This is a genomic window from Streptomyces sp. NPDC006134, from assembly GCF_040628835.1.
In the GTDB taxonomy this organism is placed as follows: Bacteria; Actinomycetota; Actinomycetes; order Streptomycetales; family Streptomycetaceae; genus Streptomyces.
In genome coordinates this window covers 57814-71687 of record NZ_JBEXTV010000015.1, presented here as the reverse complement: position 1 = coordinate 71687, position 13874 = coordinate 57814, and the positions used below count along the sequence as shown (strand labels likewise).

Sequence of the window (13874 nt, the reverse complement as noted above, 5' to 3'; positions counted from 1 at the left end):
ACTCCGTACCCGGGCAGCCGGCCGTCCGGGCATACCTGTCGTCCGGGCATGCCTGTCGTCCCGGCCACCCGCGGATCATCCGGCCCAGACCTCCGCGACCCGCCGCACATGCTCCCGCGCCTGCTCCCGGCCGGCCCGGGCCGACGCGGCCCGCACCGCGGGGTCCAGCGGGTTGCGTCCGAACGCCCGCCTGGCGGTGGCGGACGGCGCGACGACCGTGACCCGGGCGCCCTGCGCGGCCAGCCGTGCGGCCTGCGCCGCGGGCGCGGCCAGCGGGCCGCCGCCTCTGGGCATCGGCGCCAGGACGACGACCCGCTCGTACCCCTCGGCGAGGTGGGCGTTGGCCGTCGAGTGGATGCCGCCGTCCATCCAGCGGCGTCCGTCGAGGGCGACGGGCGGCCAGACGCCGGGGACCGCGCAGCTCGCGGCCATGGCGTCCGCCAGGGAGACGCCGCTGTCGCGGTCGAAGACCCGCAGCTCCCCGGTGGCCGTGTCGACGGCGGTGAGGCGCAGCGGGCGGTCGGGCCAGTGCGGTGAGACCAGCCGGCTCTCGATCGCCGCCCGCCGGACCGCCGGGTCGGGGGTGCGGGCGGCGAGCGCCAGGCGGCCGATCTTCCGGCCGAACGCCTCGGGTGTGCGCGAGGTCAGCGTGGCCCAGGCGTACCGGAGGACCGCGCCGGTGCCCAGCCGGCCGCCGATCTCCTGCCGGGGCTCGGCGAGCTGGCGTTCGTACACCTCCGGCAGCGGGCTCGCCAGGAGCTGGGCGCCCACGGTGGACCCCGCCGACGTACCGATCACGACATCCGCATCGGAGAGGTCCACACCGGCCTCGCCCAGTCCGTACAGCAGACCCGCCAGCCAGCCGATCCCGCCGCTGCCCCCGCCACCGAGCACCAGCGCCCGGCCTCCCGTGCCACCCATGCGTTCCCTCCCGTCTCGGACGACTCCGTCCGCGGTCAAGTGTGATACACGGGACCGACAGCGCGTGGCCGGGGGCCCGCCCCGGGACGGCAGGCGGGCCCCCGGCCCCGGTGGCGGCAGGCTCTGTCCCCGGTGACGGCGGGCCCCGGCCCCCGCTCAGCCCACCGACGTCACCGTCCCCGCGCCGACGGTCCGCCCGCCCTCGCGGATGGCGAAGCCGAGACCCGGCTCCAGCGGCAGCGCGCGCCCCAGTTCGACCGTCATGGTGACGGTGTCACCGGGCCGGGCGACGCCGGTCCCGCCCAGGTCGACCTCACCGACCACGTCCGCGGTGCGGAGGTAGAACTGCGGCCGGTAGCCCGTCGCCACCGGGGTCGTACGGCCGCCCTCGCGCGCGGAGAGGACGTACACCCGCGCCGTGAACCGGCGGCCCGGCACGACGCTGCCCGGCGCCGCGACCACGTGCCCGCGGCGCACGGCGTCGCGCGGGACGCCGCGCAGCAGCAGCGCCACGTTGTCCCCGGCCTGCGCCTCCTCCATCGGCTTGCCGAAGGTCTCCAGGCCGGTGACGACGGTCTCCAGCCCGGTGCCGGGCACCTCGACCCGGTCGCCGGTCCGGACGGTGCCGCGCTCGACCGCGCCGGTGACGACCGTGCCCCGCCCGGTGATGGTCAGGACGTTCTCGACCGGCAGCAGGAACGGCGCGTCCAGATACCGCTCGGGCAAGGGCACGTACGTGTCCACCGCGTCGAGCAGCGCCTCGATCGACGCCGTCCAGCGCGGGTCCCCCTGAAGCGCCTTCAGCCCGGAGACCCGTACGACGGGTACGGCGTCGCCGCCGTAGCCGTGCGCGGTGAGCAGGTCGCGGACCTCCAGTTCGACCAGGTCGGTCAGCTCCTCGTCCCCCGCGTCGGCCTTGTTGAGGGCGACCACGATGTGGTCGACGCCGACCTGCCGGGCGAGCAGGACGTGCTCGGCGGTCTGCGGCATGATCCCGTCGAGCGCGGAGACGACGAGGATCGCCCCGTCGAGCTGGGCGGCGCCGGTGACCATATTCTTGACGTAGTCGGCGTGGCCGGGCATGTCCACGTGCGCGTAGTGCCGGGTGTCGGTCTCGTACTCGACGTGCGCGATGTTGATGGTGATGCCCCGGGCCGCCTCCTCCGGCGCCCGGTCGATGCGGTCGAACGGCACGAACGTGCCGGCGCCCCGGGCGGCCAGGACCTTGGTGATGGCGGCGGTCAGGGTGGTCTTGCCGTGGTCGACGTGGCCCATCGTGCCGATGTTCAGATGCGGTTTGGTGCGGACGTACGCCGTCTTGGGCATGGCGATACCTCGAAGTCTCGGTCTCGGTCGTCTCTCGATCGCCCCTCGGTCGCCACTCGATGTGTCAGCGATACGCCGGTGTTGCGCCGCGTTGCCCGGTGGTGCGCCGAAGAGACGGGTGACGGCCCCGGCGCGGCCTTGCGGGCACGCGGCGGGACGGGGACCCCGAGGTGGTACCGACCCTCCCCCTGCGGGGTCCGCCGGACGATCCGGGAAGGGTCAGCTTCGGGCGCCGTCGGCGGCGGCCACGAGGACGGGAACGGCAGCCTTCGGGGCATCCGCGGCGGCGGATGCGGCGAGGAGGAAGGCGTACCGGAACATGACGCCGATCCTCGCCCACGCCCCGCTCCGCGTCGAATGGTTTTCCGCCGGTTCCTCCGCGCGCGGTGTCCGCCGGTTCGCGCGCCGGTGGCGCCGATGAGGCGAACCATACGGCGATCACACATATGTGTCGGTTACTGTCACCGGATGCTCGATGCCACCACCCGCTCTGGGGGCACCGCCACGGCCTCTCCCCGGGCCGCCGCCACGGAGCTCGCCGCCGCCGTCCCCGGGGCCGCGCCCGCCCCGCCCGTCGCCGTCGCCGCCGGCGGCCTCGCCGCCCGCTGCGCGAGAGTCCTCCTCTCGCCCTGGTCGCGCCTGTCGCTGCTCGTCGCCCTGCTCGCCGCGGCCGCCTCGGCGGTGCTGCTGTTCGAGCCGCAGAAGCTGCTGGTGGACGGCTGGCCGCCGCAGCTCGGCGGAGCCGCGGCGGCGCTGGCGTACGCGGTGGCGTACGGGCTGTGCACCGTGGCGTTCGTGCCGCGTCCGCTGCTGAACCTCGCGGCCGGCGCGCTGTTCGGCTCCCAGGCGGGCCTCGGCGCGGCCCTGGCGGGCACGGTGCTGGGCGCCGGGATCGCGTTCTGCCTGGGCCGGGTGCTGGGCCAGGACGCGCTGCGCCCGCTGCTGCGCGGCCGGTGGCTGAAGGCCGCGGACGGGCAGCTCAGCCGGCACGGCTTCCGCTCGATGCTGGCCGCACGGCTGTTCCCCGGGGTGCCGTTCGCCGCCGCGAACTACTGTGCCGCCGTCTCCCGGATGGGCCTGCTGCCGTTCCTGCTCGCGACGGCGCTCGGGTCCGTCCCGAACACCGCCGCGTACGTCGTCGCCGGCGCCCGCGCCTCGGCACCGACGTCGCCCGCCTTCCTGATCGCGCTGGCCTGCATCGCCGTACCCGGTCTGGTGGGTGCGGTGGTGGCCTGGCGCAAGCGCCACCACCTGCGGGCCCGCTGACGACTGGCCGGACGACGAAGGCCCCCGCCCCACGGACCCACCGGCCCACGGCCCCATCGCCCCACGGACCCACCGCCCCACGGACCCACCGCCTCACAGCCCCATGGCCGCCACCAACCCGCCCCACGACCGCCCACGGACCGCGACGCTGCCCTGACGGTCCGCCCGCGGGCCCCCGGCGGGACGGTCACGGGGCCCGCGGCGGCCCGGCCCCCGGCCCCTGTGCCCGGCCCGTCACCGAAGGACGCTACGCTGCCCCTCGACACGCCCGATCACTGATCACCGCGCACGGCGGCCGGGTGTGTCCCTCGCCCGTTCCCACGATCGGCACTTGGACTCCGTACTTTCATGTCTTGGTTTGAATCCCTCATCCTCGGACTCGTCCAGGGGCTGACCGAGTTCCTCCCTGTCTCCTCCAGCGCCCACCTGCGGCTGACGGCGGCGTTCTCCGGCTGGGAGGACCCGGGCGCGGCCTTCACGGCGATCACCCAGATCGGCACGGAGACCGCCGTGCTGATCTACTTCCGCAAGGACATCGGGCGGATCATCTCGGCATGGACCCGATCGCTCACCGACAAGGGCATGCGCGGCGATCCCGACGCGCGCATGGGCTGGCTGGTCATCGTCGGCTCCATCCCGATCGGTGTGCTCGGCGTGACGCTGAAGGACCAGATCGAGGGGCCGTTCCGCGATCTGCGGATCACCGCGGCCATGCTGATCGGGATGGGCGTCGTCCTGGGCTTCGCCGACCGGCTGGCGGCCCGGGACGAGAGGGGCGGCCGGCACCGCGCGCCCATGCAGCGCAAGACCCTCCAGGACCTCGGCGTCCGGGACGGCCTGATCTACGGCGTCTGCCAGGCCATGGCCCTGATCCCCGGCGTGTCCCGCTCCGGCGCGACCATCAGCGGCGGCCTGTTCATGGGCTACCGGCGCGAGGCGGCGGCACGCTACTCGTTCCTGCTGGCCATCCCGGCGGTCCTCGCCTCCGGCCTGTTCGAACTCAAGGACGCGGCGGAGGGCGGCCACGTGTCCTGGGGGCCGACGATCTTCGCGACGATCATCGCCTTCGGTGTCGGATACGCCGTGATCGCCTGGTTCATGAAGTTCATCTCCACGAAGAGCTTCATGCCGTTCGTGTGGTACCGGATCGCCCTCGGCGTGGCACTGATCGTGCTGGTCAGCCTAGGTGTACTGAGTCCCCACGCGGGCGAGCCGGCGCACTGATCCGGAGGTTCGAGTACTGGTTTCCGCTATCGACTGCCCTGCGGTTGCTTGCGGAAACTAGCGCCGTCTCCCGTCTGTTTTCCTTGATCATCTCCCAGTCGTCTCCCACTCCCCCGCCGCTTCTCCCTGTACGACGAAGGCCCCCAAGTTCTTGGGGACCTTCTGCCGTCCGGACGGGGACCAGGGCGGGGGTTCCGCCTGGGGGTGGGAATCTCCCCCGCCCTGGCCATACCGGCCAGCGATCCGGTCAGGCACACGACACGGTCATGACCTTCACTCTACGGATGGGCGGCCATGACGGCGCCGGCTCGGCCGGTGCCGCGTCCGTCGCGCAGGTCACAGCGTTTGTCGAGTGCTAGACGACCTGACCGATGAGGAGTGGCTCGACCACGAAGGACAGCGCATCGGCAGGCGCATCCGCGAAGTCCGCGAGTTCCTGAACCTGACCCAAGAGCGCGTCTTCCTCGCGGCGCCGATGAACCGCGCTCACTGCCAGAACATCGAGGCCGGCCGCACGAACCCAACCCTCAGGACGCTCCTTCGCATCGCGCGCGCCATCGGTGTATCACTGGAGGAACTCGCGCGGTGAGCGGCCCGCCCCCGACGGGGGCGGAGACGGGCCGCTCGGGGTGTCACCGGCACGATCAGCGACGGGCACGCGCCGGTGACCGGCATCAGACGTCGATGAGTTCCATCTCAATCGCGAGGGCGCCGAGCGCCTCTTTCTCGGGCGGGTAGATCGACCGAATGTTCGCGAGCTGCTGTTCGCGCGTGCTGCTCGGGTTCACGTTCGCTGGCCCCTCGCTGTCGAGCAGCGCCTCGAAGTCGGCGTAGGGGGTGACCCGCTTCACGAGGACGTCGCACGTCTCGGTGGTTCCCTTGATCCGGAACCTGATCCGGTCCCCGGCCGCCATCTCGGCGAGATGTGGGTACCTCACCCGGACTTCGATCGTCTTGCGGCCGGCGGCGACGAGCTCGAAGTACCGGCGATACAGGTTCAGTTCGTATCTGCGGGCGGTGGTGGTGTCGCTCATGGGGCGGTGACGCTCCTCGTCGGTTGGGACATCAAGCGGCCGAGCTCGCCGGCCGAGTACGAGCGGAAGAAGTGCCGTGGGTTGCCGAGCAGCATGGCGGCCATGCCGAGCAGTCGCTCGGCGTAGTCGGCCAACGAGCCGGGCCACAGCCGCGTATCGAGCATCCACGGCGCTGAGCCGTCGGGCAACGACACCTTGCCGTCCCGGATGAGCGACTTCGACAGCTTTGCCCCGGTGTCGGTGACGACCTGCGGGCAGAACAGCCGGGTCGGGAGCTGTGCCCCGACGAGCCCGATCGCGGTCAAGGCGTTGTCGACGAGCGTCGATCCGAACACCCAGTCGCCACCTTTGACCATGACGGACAGCCGGTCGCGGTCCACCGTGACCGCGAGTTCCTTCACGAGGTTGCGGTACAGAGTGGCGAGGTCGAGATACCCGCCGCCGTCCGGGTCGATCACTACCTCGTAGGGCCCGTGGTGCAGGCACACGGCGTGCACGATGGCGTGCTCGTCGGCAAGCAGGATGCGGGTCCGTTCGGCGTACTTCTCGGCCCACCCGCAGCCCGGCGCCGGGCAGGGGACGCGGACGTGCGGTACACCGCGTGCCGGGTCGAGCCACCAGCGGGCGGCGTCGATACGGCGGTGCACTCGTAACCAGGTGCGCCGGTACTGCTCGGTCTGCTGCCGCCGCGAGTACATCTCGATCGAGTAAGGGATCGACAACCGCTCGGACAGCGCGTCGAACAGCGGCCGGTACAGCTCGTCGACCTGGTCGGCGAGGGCCGCCTCGCCGAGCGCGTGCGCGTAGGCACGTTGGTATCGGTGCCCCGACGCCGGGTCCTTGACGACCTCGTACGGTGCGTTGTCGAGGGCGCCGAACAGCACCTCGACGGGGATACCGAAGCGCTGCCGGACGCGCGCGGCGGCGGCGAATGAGAGGGACTGCACGAGGGACGTACCGAGGTGCGGCACGCCGTTGATCTGCGTTCCGACCACGAACGTCACTCGTGACGGGGTCATGGTCCGGATGCGGGGCGCGAGGACGTCCTCGGCCGAGCCGAGCGCGTTCGCGAGCACGGTGTTCGGTGAGACGAGAGCAGTCATGTCACTCCCTGTGTGGACGGGATTGCGAGTGGTTGAGGCCGCATGGGGTATCTCGGTGGGGCAGCTCGATCCGCATGCACGGATTCGATTGCGGAGACAAGCCGTGGTCCGTCACCGGCTCGGCCGGCGCGCGAGCCGGTGACGGGGTCTGGTGTAGGCGGCCGTCTGACCTCCTCTGGCAGGACGGCCGCCCGACCCGCCGGCGCCGCGGTCTCCCTGCGGTGCCGGCGGGAGTCTCAGCCCTGCCGAATCCCGGGCCGGGGGCCGTGGGGGTGGGCGCGGATGAGGACGTTGCAGTCCGAGACGCGCGAGCCGTCTCCCGCTGCCCGGGCCTCCTCCCGCTCCTGTGCGAGGTTCTGGCACGTTGCGCAGCCCGCCTCCGGGTCAGGCTCGGGAGGGAGGAGGCCCAGGGCAGGGGGCGGGCTCATGGTGTTCCGCGTCATCGGCGGTACCTCCTGACGAGCCGGGACAGGGTGCGGCCGATCTCGCACCGGGCCACGTCATCGACGCAGGGCTCGCACAGGGCGACGTGCGCGTAGAGCGCGTGGTGCGCGCGGCGGCCGACGCACGGGCCGCAGGCGCGCGGCCACCAGCGGCCGGCCTCCGGATCGGTGTGCTCGCCGAGGTCGACGGCCGTCTCAGCGAGCAGCCGCGTCGGGCACCAGGCACAGACCGCGCCGCGGGCCTGATCCGGGGTCAGCGTGTCGACGTCGGGTAGCGCAAGCAGGGCCAGGACCTCAGGCGGGATCTCCTGGGTGGTGACATTCACGCCTCGGCCCTCTTCTCACACCCGCAGGTCGCTATGGGCCGAACACGGACGCTGCCGGTACACCGCACTTCTCCTGCCGGGACCAGATCCCTTGTCACTGCGCCGCAGTACCAGCAGGCGCGGCCGTGGAGTCGCGCGATGCTTACCGGGCGGGTGACGCGGATCGGTTCATCCGTGCGCGTGCTCACAGCCCACTCCGATCTGCTCCGCCTGTTCTCGCTGACAGACAGATCATGGGCCACTATGAAGAGCACAAGGGATACAGGCTGTATCCCCTTCTCAAGCTGCTCAGATAGCGCCGATCCACTCTGCGAACGACGTCAGCGACTCGGCGTCCGCGCGGCGCAGGCGCCGCAGAGTCGCGGCGGTGTCCCGCGCCCACGGGTGCTCGCGCGTGTGCTGCGGGGCGATAAAACGTGCGACCTTCAGCGACTCGAACGCGTCGTCCGGGCGGCCCGCCCAGAGCTGTGCGCGGGACAGCTCGATCCAGAAGCCAGACTGCCGCTCCGCCGGCAGGCCGTCGGGTGGGGCCCATTCAGCGGCGACATCCAGGGCACGCTGAAGGTGGTCGCCTCCGAGGCTGACAGCGACGGATACCTCGTGGGCACGGACAGAGTCCGGGCCGAACGCCGTGCCTTGGTACACGTCCTCACGTACCTCGTCGCCGAGACGACGGGCCTCCGTGAGGTGAAGGGTGGCCGCCTCAGGATCGTCGGCGCGGCCGGCGATGACGGCAGCTCGCATGTGCAATGCGCCGCGTGCGGCAGCCGTATCTGGGCCAGTTGGGCTGGGAGAGGCGTCGATGGCCTGCTCCAGAGCCCGGAGCCCCTGGGTGTGGGCGCGGGCCGCGAAGAAGACTTCGGTGCGCACGTAGGCGGTGGCCGCTTCGACCAGCGGGTCCTCGGTTTGGCAGGCGGCCCACCGCATCAGTTCCACCAGGCGGGCCGACAGGTCCCGGGCGCCGAGCTTGTAGGCGACGGCGTCCGCTGATCGGGCGGTCGTGGCGACGAGTTGGGCGACCTGTAGCCGGTCACGGCCAGTGGTGTGGTGGAGGGCCGCGAGGGTGGAGGTGAGCAGTGTGGGTGCGTGTTTGGCGATGCGTGCGTACTGAGCGCCGAGTCGCCAGTCGACGAGCGAGCCGACTGCCTGGGCGAGTTCGTCGAGCGACTGCTGCGGTGGGTCGGTGGGGAGATCGTAGGCGGCGATCGCTGCGGAGATCGCGGGCAGCGCGGCGTGGACGCGGGTTTCGGTGTGGGTGGTGCCGGTGGCGAGGCGGCTGGGGTCCACGTTGAGGGCTGCGGCGATGGAGTCGAGGGTGTCGTCGCTGGGCATGCGGGCGCCGCGCTCGATGGCCTTTACGGTCGCCAGGGAGACGTAGGCGGCGCGGGCAAGGTCGGCTTGTGTCATGCGGCGTGCGTGGCGGGTGGCGGCGATGCGGCGGCCTACCTCACGCAGTGGGTGGGCGGGCATACGGGCTCCGGTTCGGTGCGTCCACTCCGAACCGTACTCGCGCGGTGACGTGCTGAGTATGTGAACGGCCCCGTCCGGCACCCGTCCGGGCGGGGCCGTTGCGGTTACTCGGCGAGGAGGGCGGCGAGTTCTGTGAGGCTGTCGATGCGCCAGTCCGCAGCCTCCACAACGTCCGGGGAGTCGGCCCACAGATGCCCCCACGGGCCACGCCGCAGATGCGCGGTCCGCAGCCCAGCCGCCGCCGCGGGGAAGATGTCGTTCGCCGGATGGTCACCGATGTAGACGGTCTCCTCAGGCGTCGCCTGCGCGACCTCGGCGACCCGCTGAAAGAACTCAGGCTGCGGCTTGGCGACGCCCCACTCCCCGGACGTCACCACCAGGTCGGCGGGCAGGTCCAGGGCGCGCAACAGTTCACCTGCGCGGGCAGTTTGGTTTCCGGCGATGATGACGCGGGCGCCGAGGCGGCGCAGCGTGGAGAGTGCCGGGCGGACGTCGTCGTACAGGTCGCTTTCGTCGAGGTGCTCGCCGCGGCCGGCGGCTTCACGGGCGTGGTACTCGGCGGTGATGTCGATGCCTGGGCGGGCGAGGCGCAAGGCGTCGGCGTTGTCACGGCCTTGGGCGACGACGGCGCCGACGAGTGCGGAGAGGGTGTGTCGGGGGATGCCGAGCCAGTCGGCCCAGGATGCCCAGTAGCGGTCGTCGCGGGTGATGGTTTCGCCGACGTCGAGGACAACTGTTTTGATCACTTGGTGAAGCGTAGGCCGCAGGCTGGGGGGTACGCCCCCGATTCCGTGACCTCTGGTTCCGTGCGGTCTGCTGACGAGCTGAATGCGGCGATTCGTGCGTTGTGGTCGCACCCTGCGGTGCCATTGCCGGCGGTGCAGCGGAACGGATAAACGGTTGCCTGCCGGTGACGGCTGTGGATGCAATGTCCGGCATGATCACCCAGGCGCCGCCACGGCGAGATGAGATGAACCCGTACCCGCGGGCCCTGCCGCTCCGCGGTCCGGACAAGTCGCGACCGAATCGCCACGCGGGAGACGCCGACGCATGAATACGCCACTCTCGTCACCTGGGGCACAGCGGACCGACGGGGCAGCCGTCCGGATCGGCGCTCTCGTTCCGCTGACCCGGCCCGGCTGGACCGGGGCGGGGCACCACCTGCTCGCCGGACTCGAGTTGGGCGTTCGCGACGTCAACGACGCCGGCGGGATCGCCGGAAGGCCCCTGGAGCTGGTGGTCCGGGACACCGCGGCCGATCCGCACAGGGCCGTGGCGGCCGTGGACGAACTGGCCCGCCTGGGCGTGGCCGCCCTGGCGGGGGAGTATCACAGCGTCGTCGCTCGTGCCGCCGCCACCAGGGCGGACGCCCTCGGCCTGCCGTTCCTCTGCTCGTCGGCGGTTCTCGACGCGCTCACCGAACAGCCGACGGAGTGGGTCGCGCGCCTTCCCCCGCCGCAGTCCCGCGGCTGGCGGGTCTACGCGGACTTCCTCCTCGGCGCGGGCCACAGCCGCATCGCCGTGGCGACCCAGCCGAGTGTCTACTGGGCGTCCGGGACCCGTGTTCTGCGGGACTGCCTCGCTCCACGCGGCGGCACCGTCGTCGAACTCGACATGAGCGCGCTCACCCCCGCGGCCGTGTGTGACGCACTCGTCGGTCATCGCGCGACAGCCCTTCTCCTTCTGGTCGGCCATCCGGAGCCGGCCGTGCCGATCGTCAGGTCCGTCCGCCGCGACCGGCGCCTCGCCGAGCTCCTGATCGGCGCGCCGGCCGGACAGCCGGAGTTCACCGAATGGGCGACGCTGCTGGGCGGCGACGGCGCCGCGATCCCGTTCCTGCGCTACCTGCCCGAGCGCCTCGGCCCCCTGGGCGCACGGGTCGGGACGGCCCTGCGCGAGCGGCTGGCCGAAGCGCCCTCCTTCGTCGCCTTCGAGGGCTACGACACGATCGCCGTCCTCGCCGACGTGCTGCGTTCCCACGGCGCGGACCGGGCGCGCACGGCCGCATCCTGGCCGCGCGTCGCGGTCGAAGGCACCCGTGGGCGGATCCGGTTCTCCCGCACGTCAGGCGTCAGCGTGTGGCAATGGGCTGGGACGCCCGTCCAAGTCGTTGACCGGGACCCGGCGGAACCCGGTCGCTTTCGGGTCCTCCACTCCGCCTGAGAGAGCACAGACGTCCGGATTCATCGGGCTGTCGTGCGGCAGCCGGCGCCGGCCCGGCCCGTGGTCCCGCGGACCTCACCGGGCACGGGTCGCGCGCCGGACGGCCACCGACGTACAGCGGTCTCGTCCGGGGTATCGGGGGCAGCCTCCGGCACTCGCCGGAGGCGTCCGGGCGGCGGTTCCGCGGGCGTGGTGCTCGGCGGTGCTGCCGGTTCCCGGGCGGGCAGGTCCGAGGGCGTCAGGCGTCGGGCATCGGGCATCGGGCGTCGGGCGTCAGGCGTCGGGCATCGGGCATCGGGCATCGGGCGTCGGGCGTCGGGCGTCGGGCGTCGGGCGCCGACGCGGTCTTGGGCCACGACGGTGGCCAGGAGAGGAAAAAGGCACCTCGGCTCAGCCGGAATCGGCTCCTTGGCGCCCTTCGGCGGGGCCCGGGGGGAGCCGATGCCCGTAGCCGCGAGGGGGTCCGCCCCCCCTCCCCGGTCCAAGCCCTCCAGAGGCTCGGCGACGCCCTCCCGCCGCATCGTCCGAGCTGGCCTTTCGCGTCACGCGCGCCTACGTTCTCCGCATCGGAAAGGGGACCTGATGGACCGGAACATCCGTACGGTGGACGACGTGTTGAGGCTCCTGGACGGCCTGTTCGCACCGGAGGCCGACCGCTGGACGGCCGGCGCGGCCTCGTGGTGGGACGGCTTCTACGCGGACCGCTCCAAGCCGGTGCCGTTCTTCGCGGAGAAGCCGGACGAGAACCTGGTGTCGTACATCGACCGGGGCCTGGTCGCTCCGGGACGCGCCCTCGACCTGGGCTGCGGTCCCGGCCGCAATGCCCTCCAACTGGCCTCCCAGGGCTTCGAGGTGGACGCCGTCGACCTCTCTCCGGCGGCCATCGCCTGGGCCGAGGACCGCGCCCGCGCGGCGGGAGCCGCCGTCCGCTTCCACTGCGGCGACGCCTTCGCCCTCACCGCGGACGAGCTCGGCGGCCCGTACGACCTGGTTTACGACTCCGGCTGCTTCCACCATCTGCCGCCGCACCGCCGCGTCAGCTACCTCGCCCTCCTCGACCGCGTCCTGGCCCCCGGCGGCCATCTCGCCCTCACCTGCTTCGCGTCCGGCGCGATGGGCTCCGAACTGCCCGACGTGGACTTCTACCGCCAGTCCCGCCTCCACGGCGGCCTCGCCTACACGCCGGAATCCCTGCGCTGGATCTTCTCCGACCTGACGGAGGTCGAGCTGCGCCGTATGCGCGACGAACCGGACGACTCCCCGTTCTTCGGTGAACCCTTCCTCTGGACGGCCCTGTTCCGCCGTACCGCCCAGGAAGTTCCTCCGAGCACGGCCAGGAGCGCGCGGTGAGGAGCGTACGGCCGCACCACGGGACACCACGGACCGCAGCGGCCCTGCGGCCTCCGGGTGGGCCCGGGTGAGCAGAGCGCGCTCTCGCACGGGCGGGCCGACGCGCCGATCGGCGCCGCCCCGGGGCGCGGCCGGAGGCGGGCGGCGCGCCCGCCGTCACGGGCCTCCGGCGGGCTGTGTAGCCGCCCGGTAGCGGAGTGTCAGTGCTTGCCCCTAGGCTTGTCCGCATGTCCCCCGATTCCGTGACCCCTGGTTCCGTGCGGTCTGCCGCAGAGCTGAACGAGCAGATCCGTGACCTGTGGCGGCGCGCGTGCGGGTCCCTGTCGGCCCAAGAGCGCGCGGAGTACGAGTTGTTGGTGGTCGAGTGGGCGGCCGCGATCCGCGGAGAGGTGATCGAGGCGGCGTGAGGGGTGGCGGGCGCCGCCCCTCGGCGTCCGCCTCCTCGACGTCCACTCCCTCGGCGTTCGCCCCCAGTACCCGCCCCTCAGCGCCCGCCCGCCACGCGCAGCACCGCCCCCGTCGTGTAGGAGGCGTCCGGCGACATCAGCCACGCGATGGCGGCGGCGATCTCCTCCGCCCGGCCCGGGCGGCGCAGCGGGAGGGAAGGGCCCAGCCGGTGGGCCCGGTCCGGGTCGCCCATCGTGGCGTGCATCTCGGTGTCGGTGGCTCCGGGGGCGACCGCGTTGACGCGGACGCCGTCCGGGCCGAGCTCCTTGGCCAGGCCCAGGGTCAGCGCGTCGACGGCGGCCTTGGTCGCCGCGTAGTGGACGTACTCCCCCGGGCTGCCGAGGGTCGCGGCGGCCGACGACACGTTGACGATCACGCCGCCGCCCCGCTCCGTCATGAGCTGGGCCGCGCGCCGGGAGCACAGCAGGACGCCCATGAGGTTCACGTCGACGACCCGGCGCAGGTTCTCGGTGGTGGCGTCGGTGAAGCGGCCCAGCGGTCCGGTCACCCCTGCGTTGTTCACCAGGCCGGTCACGGGGCCGAGCCGGTCCTCCGTCACCTCGAAGAGCCGCTCGACGTCCGCCTCGACCGCGGTGTCCGCCCGCACCGTGACCGCGCGCCCGCCCGCCTCGCGCACTCCGTCCGCCACGGCCTCGGCCGCCGCCGCGTCGCGGACGTAGCCCACGGCCACGTCGTGTCCGTCCGCCGCGAGGCGCAGGCAGGTCGCCGCACCGATTCCCCGGCTGCCACCGGTGACCACTGTGACCGGACGCGACATGAGACCTCCTGAAGCCGAGATTT

At 72.6% G+C, this 13874-nt stretch carries 14 protein-coding genes; 6 read left to right on the top strand and 8 right to left on the bottom strand.

Annotated elements, in window-relative coordinates; all coding sequences use genetic code 11:
* Positions 1-75 precede the first annotated feature (75 nt).
* Together ABZ340_RS12545 and tuf are read right to left on the bottom strand one after the other, a co-directional pair.
* The gene (locus ABZ340_RS12545) at positions 76-921 is read right to left on the bottom strand and encodes a patatin-like phospholipase family protein (protein WP_358781724.1); all 846 of its coding nucleotides are present in this window, start codon (positions 919-921) and stop codon (positions 76-78) included.
* Positions 922-1077: 156 nt separating this feature from the next.
* Positions 1078-2247, bottom strand: a complete 1170-nt coding sequence (gene tuf / locus ABZ340_RS12540; RefSeq protein WP_358781723.1) for an elongation factor Tu — start codon at positions 2245-2247, stop codon at positions 1078-1080.
* 468 nt (positions 2248-2715) lie between these two features.
* Here tuf and ABZ340_RS12535 point away from each other — a divergent pair, with 468 nt between their 5' ends.
* From ABZ340_RS12535 to ABZ340_RS12525, 3 genes are all read left to right on the top strand, one after another.
* Entirely contained in the window at positions 2716-3513 is a 798-nt protein-coding gene (locus tag ABZ340_RS12535) for a TVP38/TMEM64 family protein (RefSeq protein WP_358781722.1), read from the top strand.
* Positions 3514-3861: 348 nt separating this feature from the next.
* Positions 3862-4737, top strand: coding sequence for an undecaprenyl-diphosphate phosphatase (locus ABZ340_RS12530; RefSeq protein WP_358781721.1), 876 nt, complete (start codon positions 3862-3864; stop codon positions 4735-4737).
* Between the two features lie 352 nt (positions 4738-5089).
* The gene (locus ABZ340_RS12525; RefSeq protein WP_358781720.1) at positions 5090-5326 is read left to right on the top strand and encodes a helix-turn-helix transcriptional regulator; all 237 of its coding nucleotides are present in this window, start codon (positions 5090-5092) and stop codon (positions 5324-5326) included.
* An 85-nt stretch (positions 5327-5411) separates the two neighbouring features.
* Here the strand turns inward: ABZ340_RS12525 and ABZ340_RS12520 are convergent, their stop codons facing one another.
* The 5 genes from ABZ340_RS12520 to ABZ340_RS12500 form a co-directional block, all read right to left on the bottom strand.
* The gene (locus tag ABZ340_RS12520) at positions 5412-5771 is read right to left on the bottom strand and encodes an ASCH domain-containing protein (protein ID WP_358781719.1); all 360 of its coding nucleotides are present in this window, start codon (positions 5769-5771) and stop codon (positions 5412-5414) included.
* The gene (locus ABZ340_RS12515; RefSeq protein WP_358781718.1) at positions 5768-6874 is read right to left on the bottom strand and encodes a hypothetical protein; all 1107 of its coding nucleotides are present in this window, start codon (positions 6872-6874) and stop codon (positions 5768-5770) included. Before ABZ340_RS12515 ends, ABZ340_RS12520 begins: the two co-directional genes overlap by 4 nt.
* Positions 6875-7313: 439 nt before the next feature.
* Positions 7314-7643 (bottom strand): hypothetical protein, encoded by a 330-nt coding sequence (locus ABZ340_RS12510; protein ID WP_358781717.1) that lies wholly within the window; start codon positions 7641-7643, stop codon positions 7314-7316.
* A gap of 288 nt (positions 7644-7931) precedes the next feature.
* Complete coding sequence (locus tag ABZ340_RS12505) at positions 7932-9113, bottom strand: helix-turn-helix transcriptional regulator (RefSeq protein WP_358781716.1); 1182 nt, start codon at positions 9111-9113, stop codon at positions 7932-7934.
* 104 nt (positions 9114-9217) lie between these two features.
* Positions 9218-9856, bottom strand: a complete 639-nt coding sequence (locus tag ABZ340_RS12500; protein WP_358781794.1) for an HAD family hydrolase — start codon at positions 9854-9856, stop codon at positions 9218-9220.
* Between the two features lie 307 nt (positions 9857-10163).
* Between ABZ340_RS12500 and ABZ340_RS12495 the strand changes: the two genes are divergently transcribed.
* The 3 genes from ABZ340_RS12495 to ABZ340_RS12485 all read left to right on the top strand — a co-directional run bounded on the left by ABZ340_RS12495 (position 10164) and on the right by ABZ340_RS12485 (position 13033).
* Positions 10164-11276: an ABC transporter substrate-binding protein gene (locus tag ABZ340_RS12495; RefSeq protein ID WP_358781715.1), complete on the top strand. Its 1113-nt coding sequence runs from the start codon at positions 10164-10166 to the stop codon at positions 11274-11276.
* 582 nt (positions 11277-11858) lie between these two features.
* Complete coding sequence (locus ABZ340_RS12490; RefSeq protein ID WP_358781714.1) at positions 11859-12626, top strand: methyltransferase domain-containing protein; 768 nt, start codon at positions 11859-11861, stop codon at positions 12624-12626.
* 227 nt (positions 12627-12853) lie between these two features.
* Positions 12854-13033 (top strand): hypothetical protein, encoded by a 180-nt coding sequence (locus ABZ340_RS12485; RefSeq protein ID WP_358781713.1) that lies wholly within the window; start codon positions 12854-12856, stop codon positions 13031-13033.
* A 77-nt stretch (positions 13034-13110) separates the two neighbouring features.
* On the opposite strand, the gene ABZ340_RS12480 is transcribed toward ABZ340_RS12485, so the two are convergent.
* A complete protein-coding gene (locus tag ABZ340_RS12480) occupies positions 13111-13851 on the bottom strand; it encodes an SDR family oxidoreductase (RefSeq protein ID WP_358781712.1) in 741 nt (246 codons plus the stop codon).
* Positions 13852-13874: the final 23 nt, after the last annotated feature.

Bases quoted from the DNA above. Each gene is read 5' to 3' on its own strand.
- ABZ340_RS12535 (WP_358781722.1), top strand. From the start codon at position 2,716: ATGCTCGATGCCACCACCCGCTCTGGGGGCACCGCCACGGCCTCTCCC.
- ABZ340_RS12490 (WP_358781714.1), top strand. From the start codon at position 11,859: ATGGACCGGAACATCCGTACGGTGGACGACGTGTTGAGGCTCCTGGAC.
- ABZ340_RS12495 (WP_358781715.1), top strand. From the start codon at position 10,164: ATGAATACGCCACTCTCGTCACCTGGGGCACAGCGGACCGACGGGGCA.
- ABZ340_RS12530 (WP_358781721.1), top strand. From the start codon at position 3,862: ATGTCTTGGTTTGAATCCCTCATCCTCGGACTCGTCCAGGGGCTGACC.
- ABZ340_RS12520 (WP_358781719.1), bottom strand. From the start codon at position 5,771: ATGAGCGACACCACCACCGCCCGCAGATACGAACTGAACCTGTATCGC.
- ABZ340_RS12485 (WP_358781713.1), top strand. From the start codon at position 12,854: ATGTCCCCCGATTCCGTGACCCCTGGTTCCGTGCGGTCTGCCGCAGAG.
- ABZ340_RS12515 (WP_358781718.1), bottom strand. From the start codon at position 6,874: ATGACTGCTCTCGTCTCACCGAACACCGTGCTCGCGAACGCGCTCGGC.
- ABZ340_RS12480 (WP_358781712.1), bottom strand. From the start codon at position 13,851: ATGTCGCGTCCGGTCACAGTGGTCACCGGTGGCAGCCGGGGAATCGGT.
- tuf (WP_358781723.1), bottom strand. From the start codon at position 2,247: ATGCCCAAGACGGCGTACGTCCGCACCAAACCGCATCTGAACATCGGC.
- ABZ340_RS12505 (WP_358781716.1), bottom strand. From the start codon at position 9,113: ATGCCCGCCCACCCACTGCGTGAGGTAGGCCGCCGCATCGCCGCCACC.
- ABZ340_RS12545 (WP_358781724.1), bottom strand. From the start codon at position 921: ATGGGTGGCACGGGAGGCCGGGCGCTGGTGCTCGGTGGCGGGGGCAGC.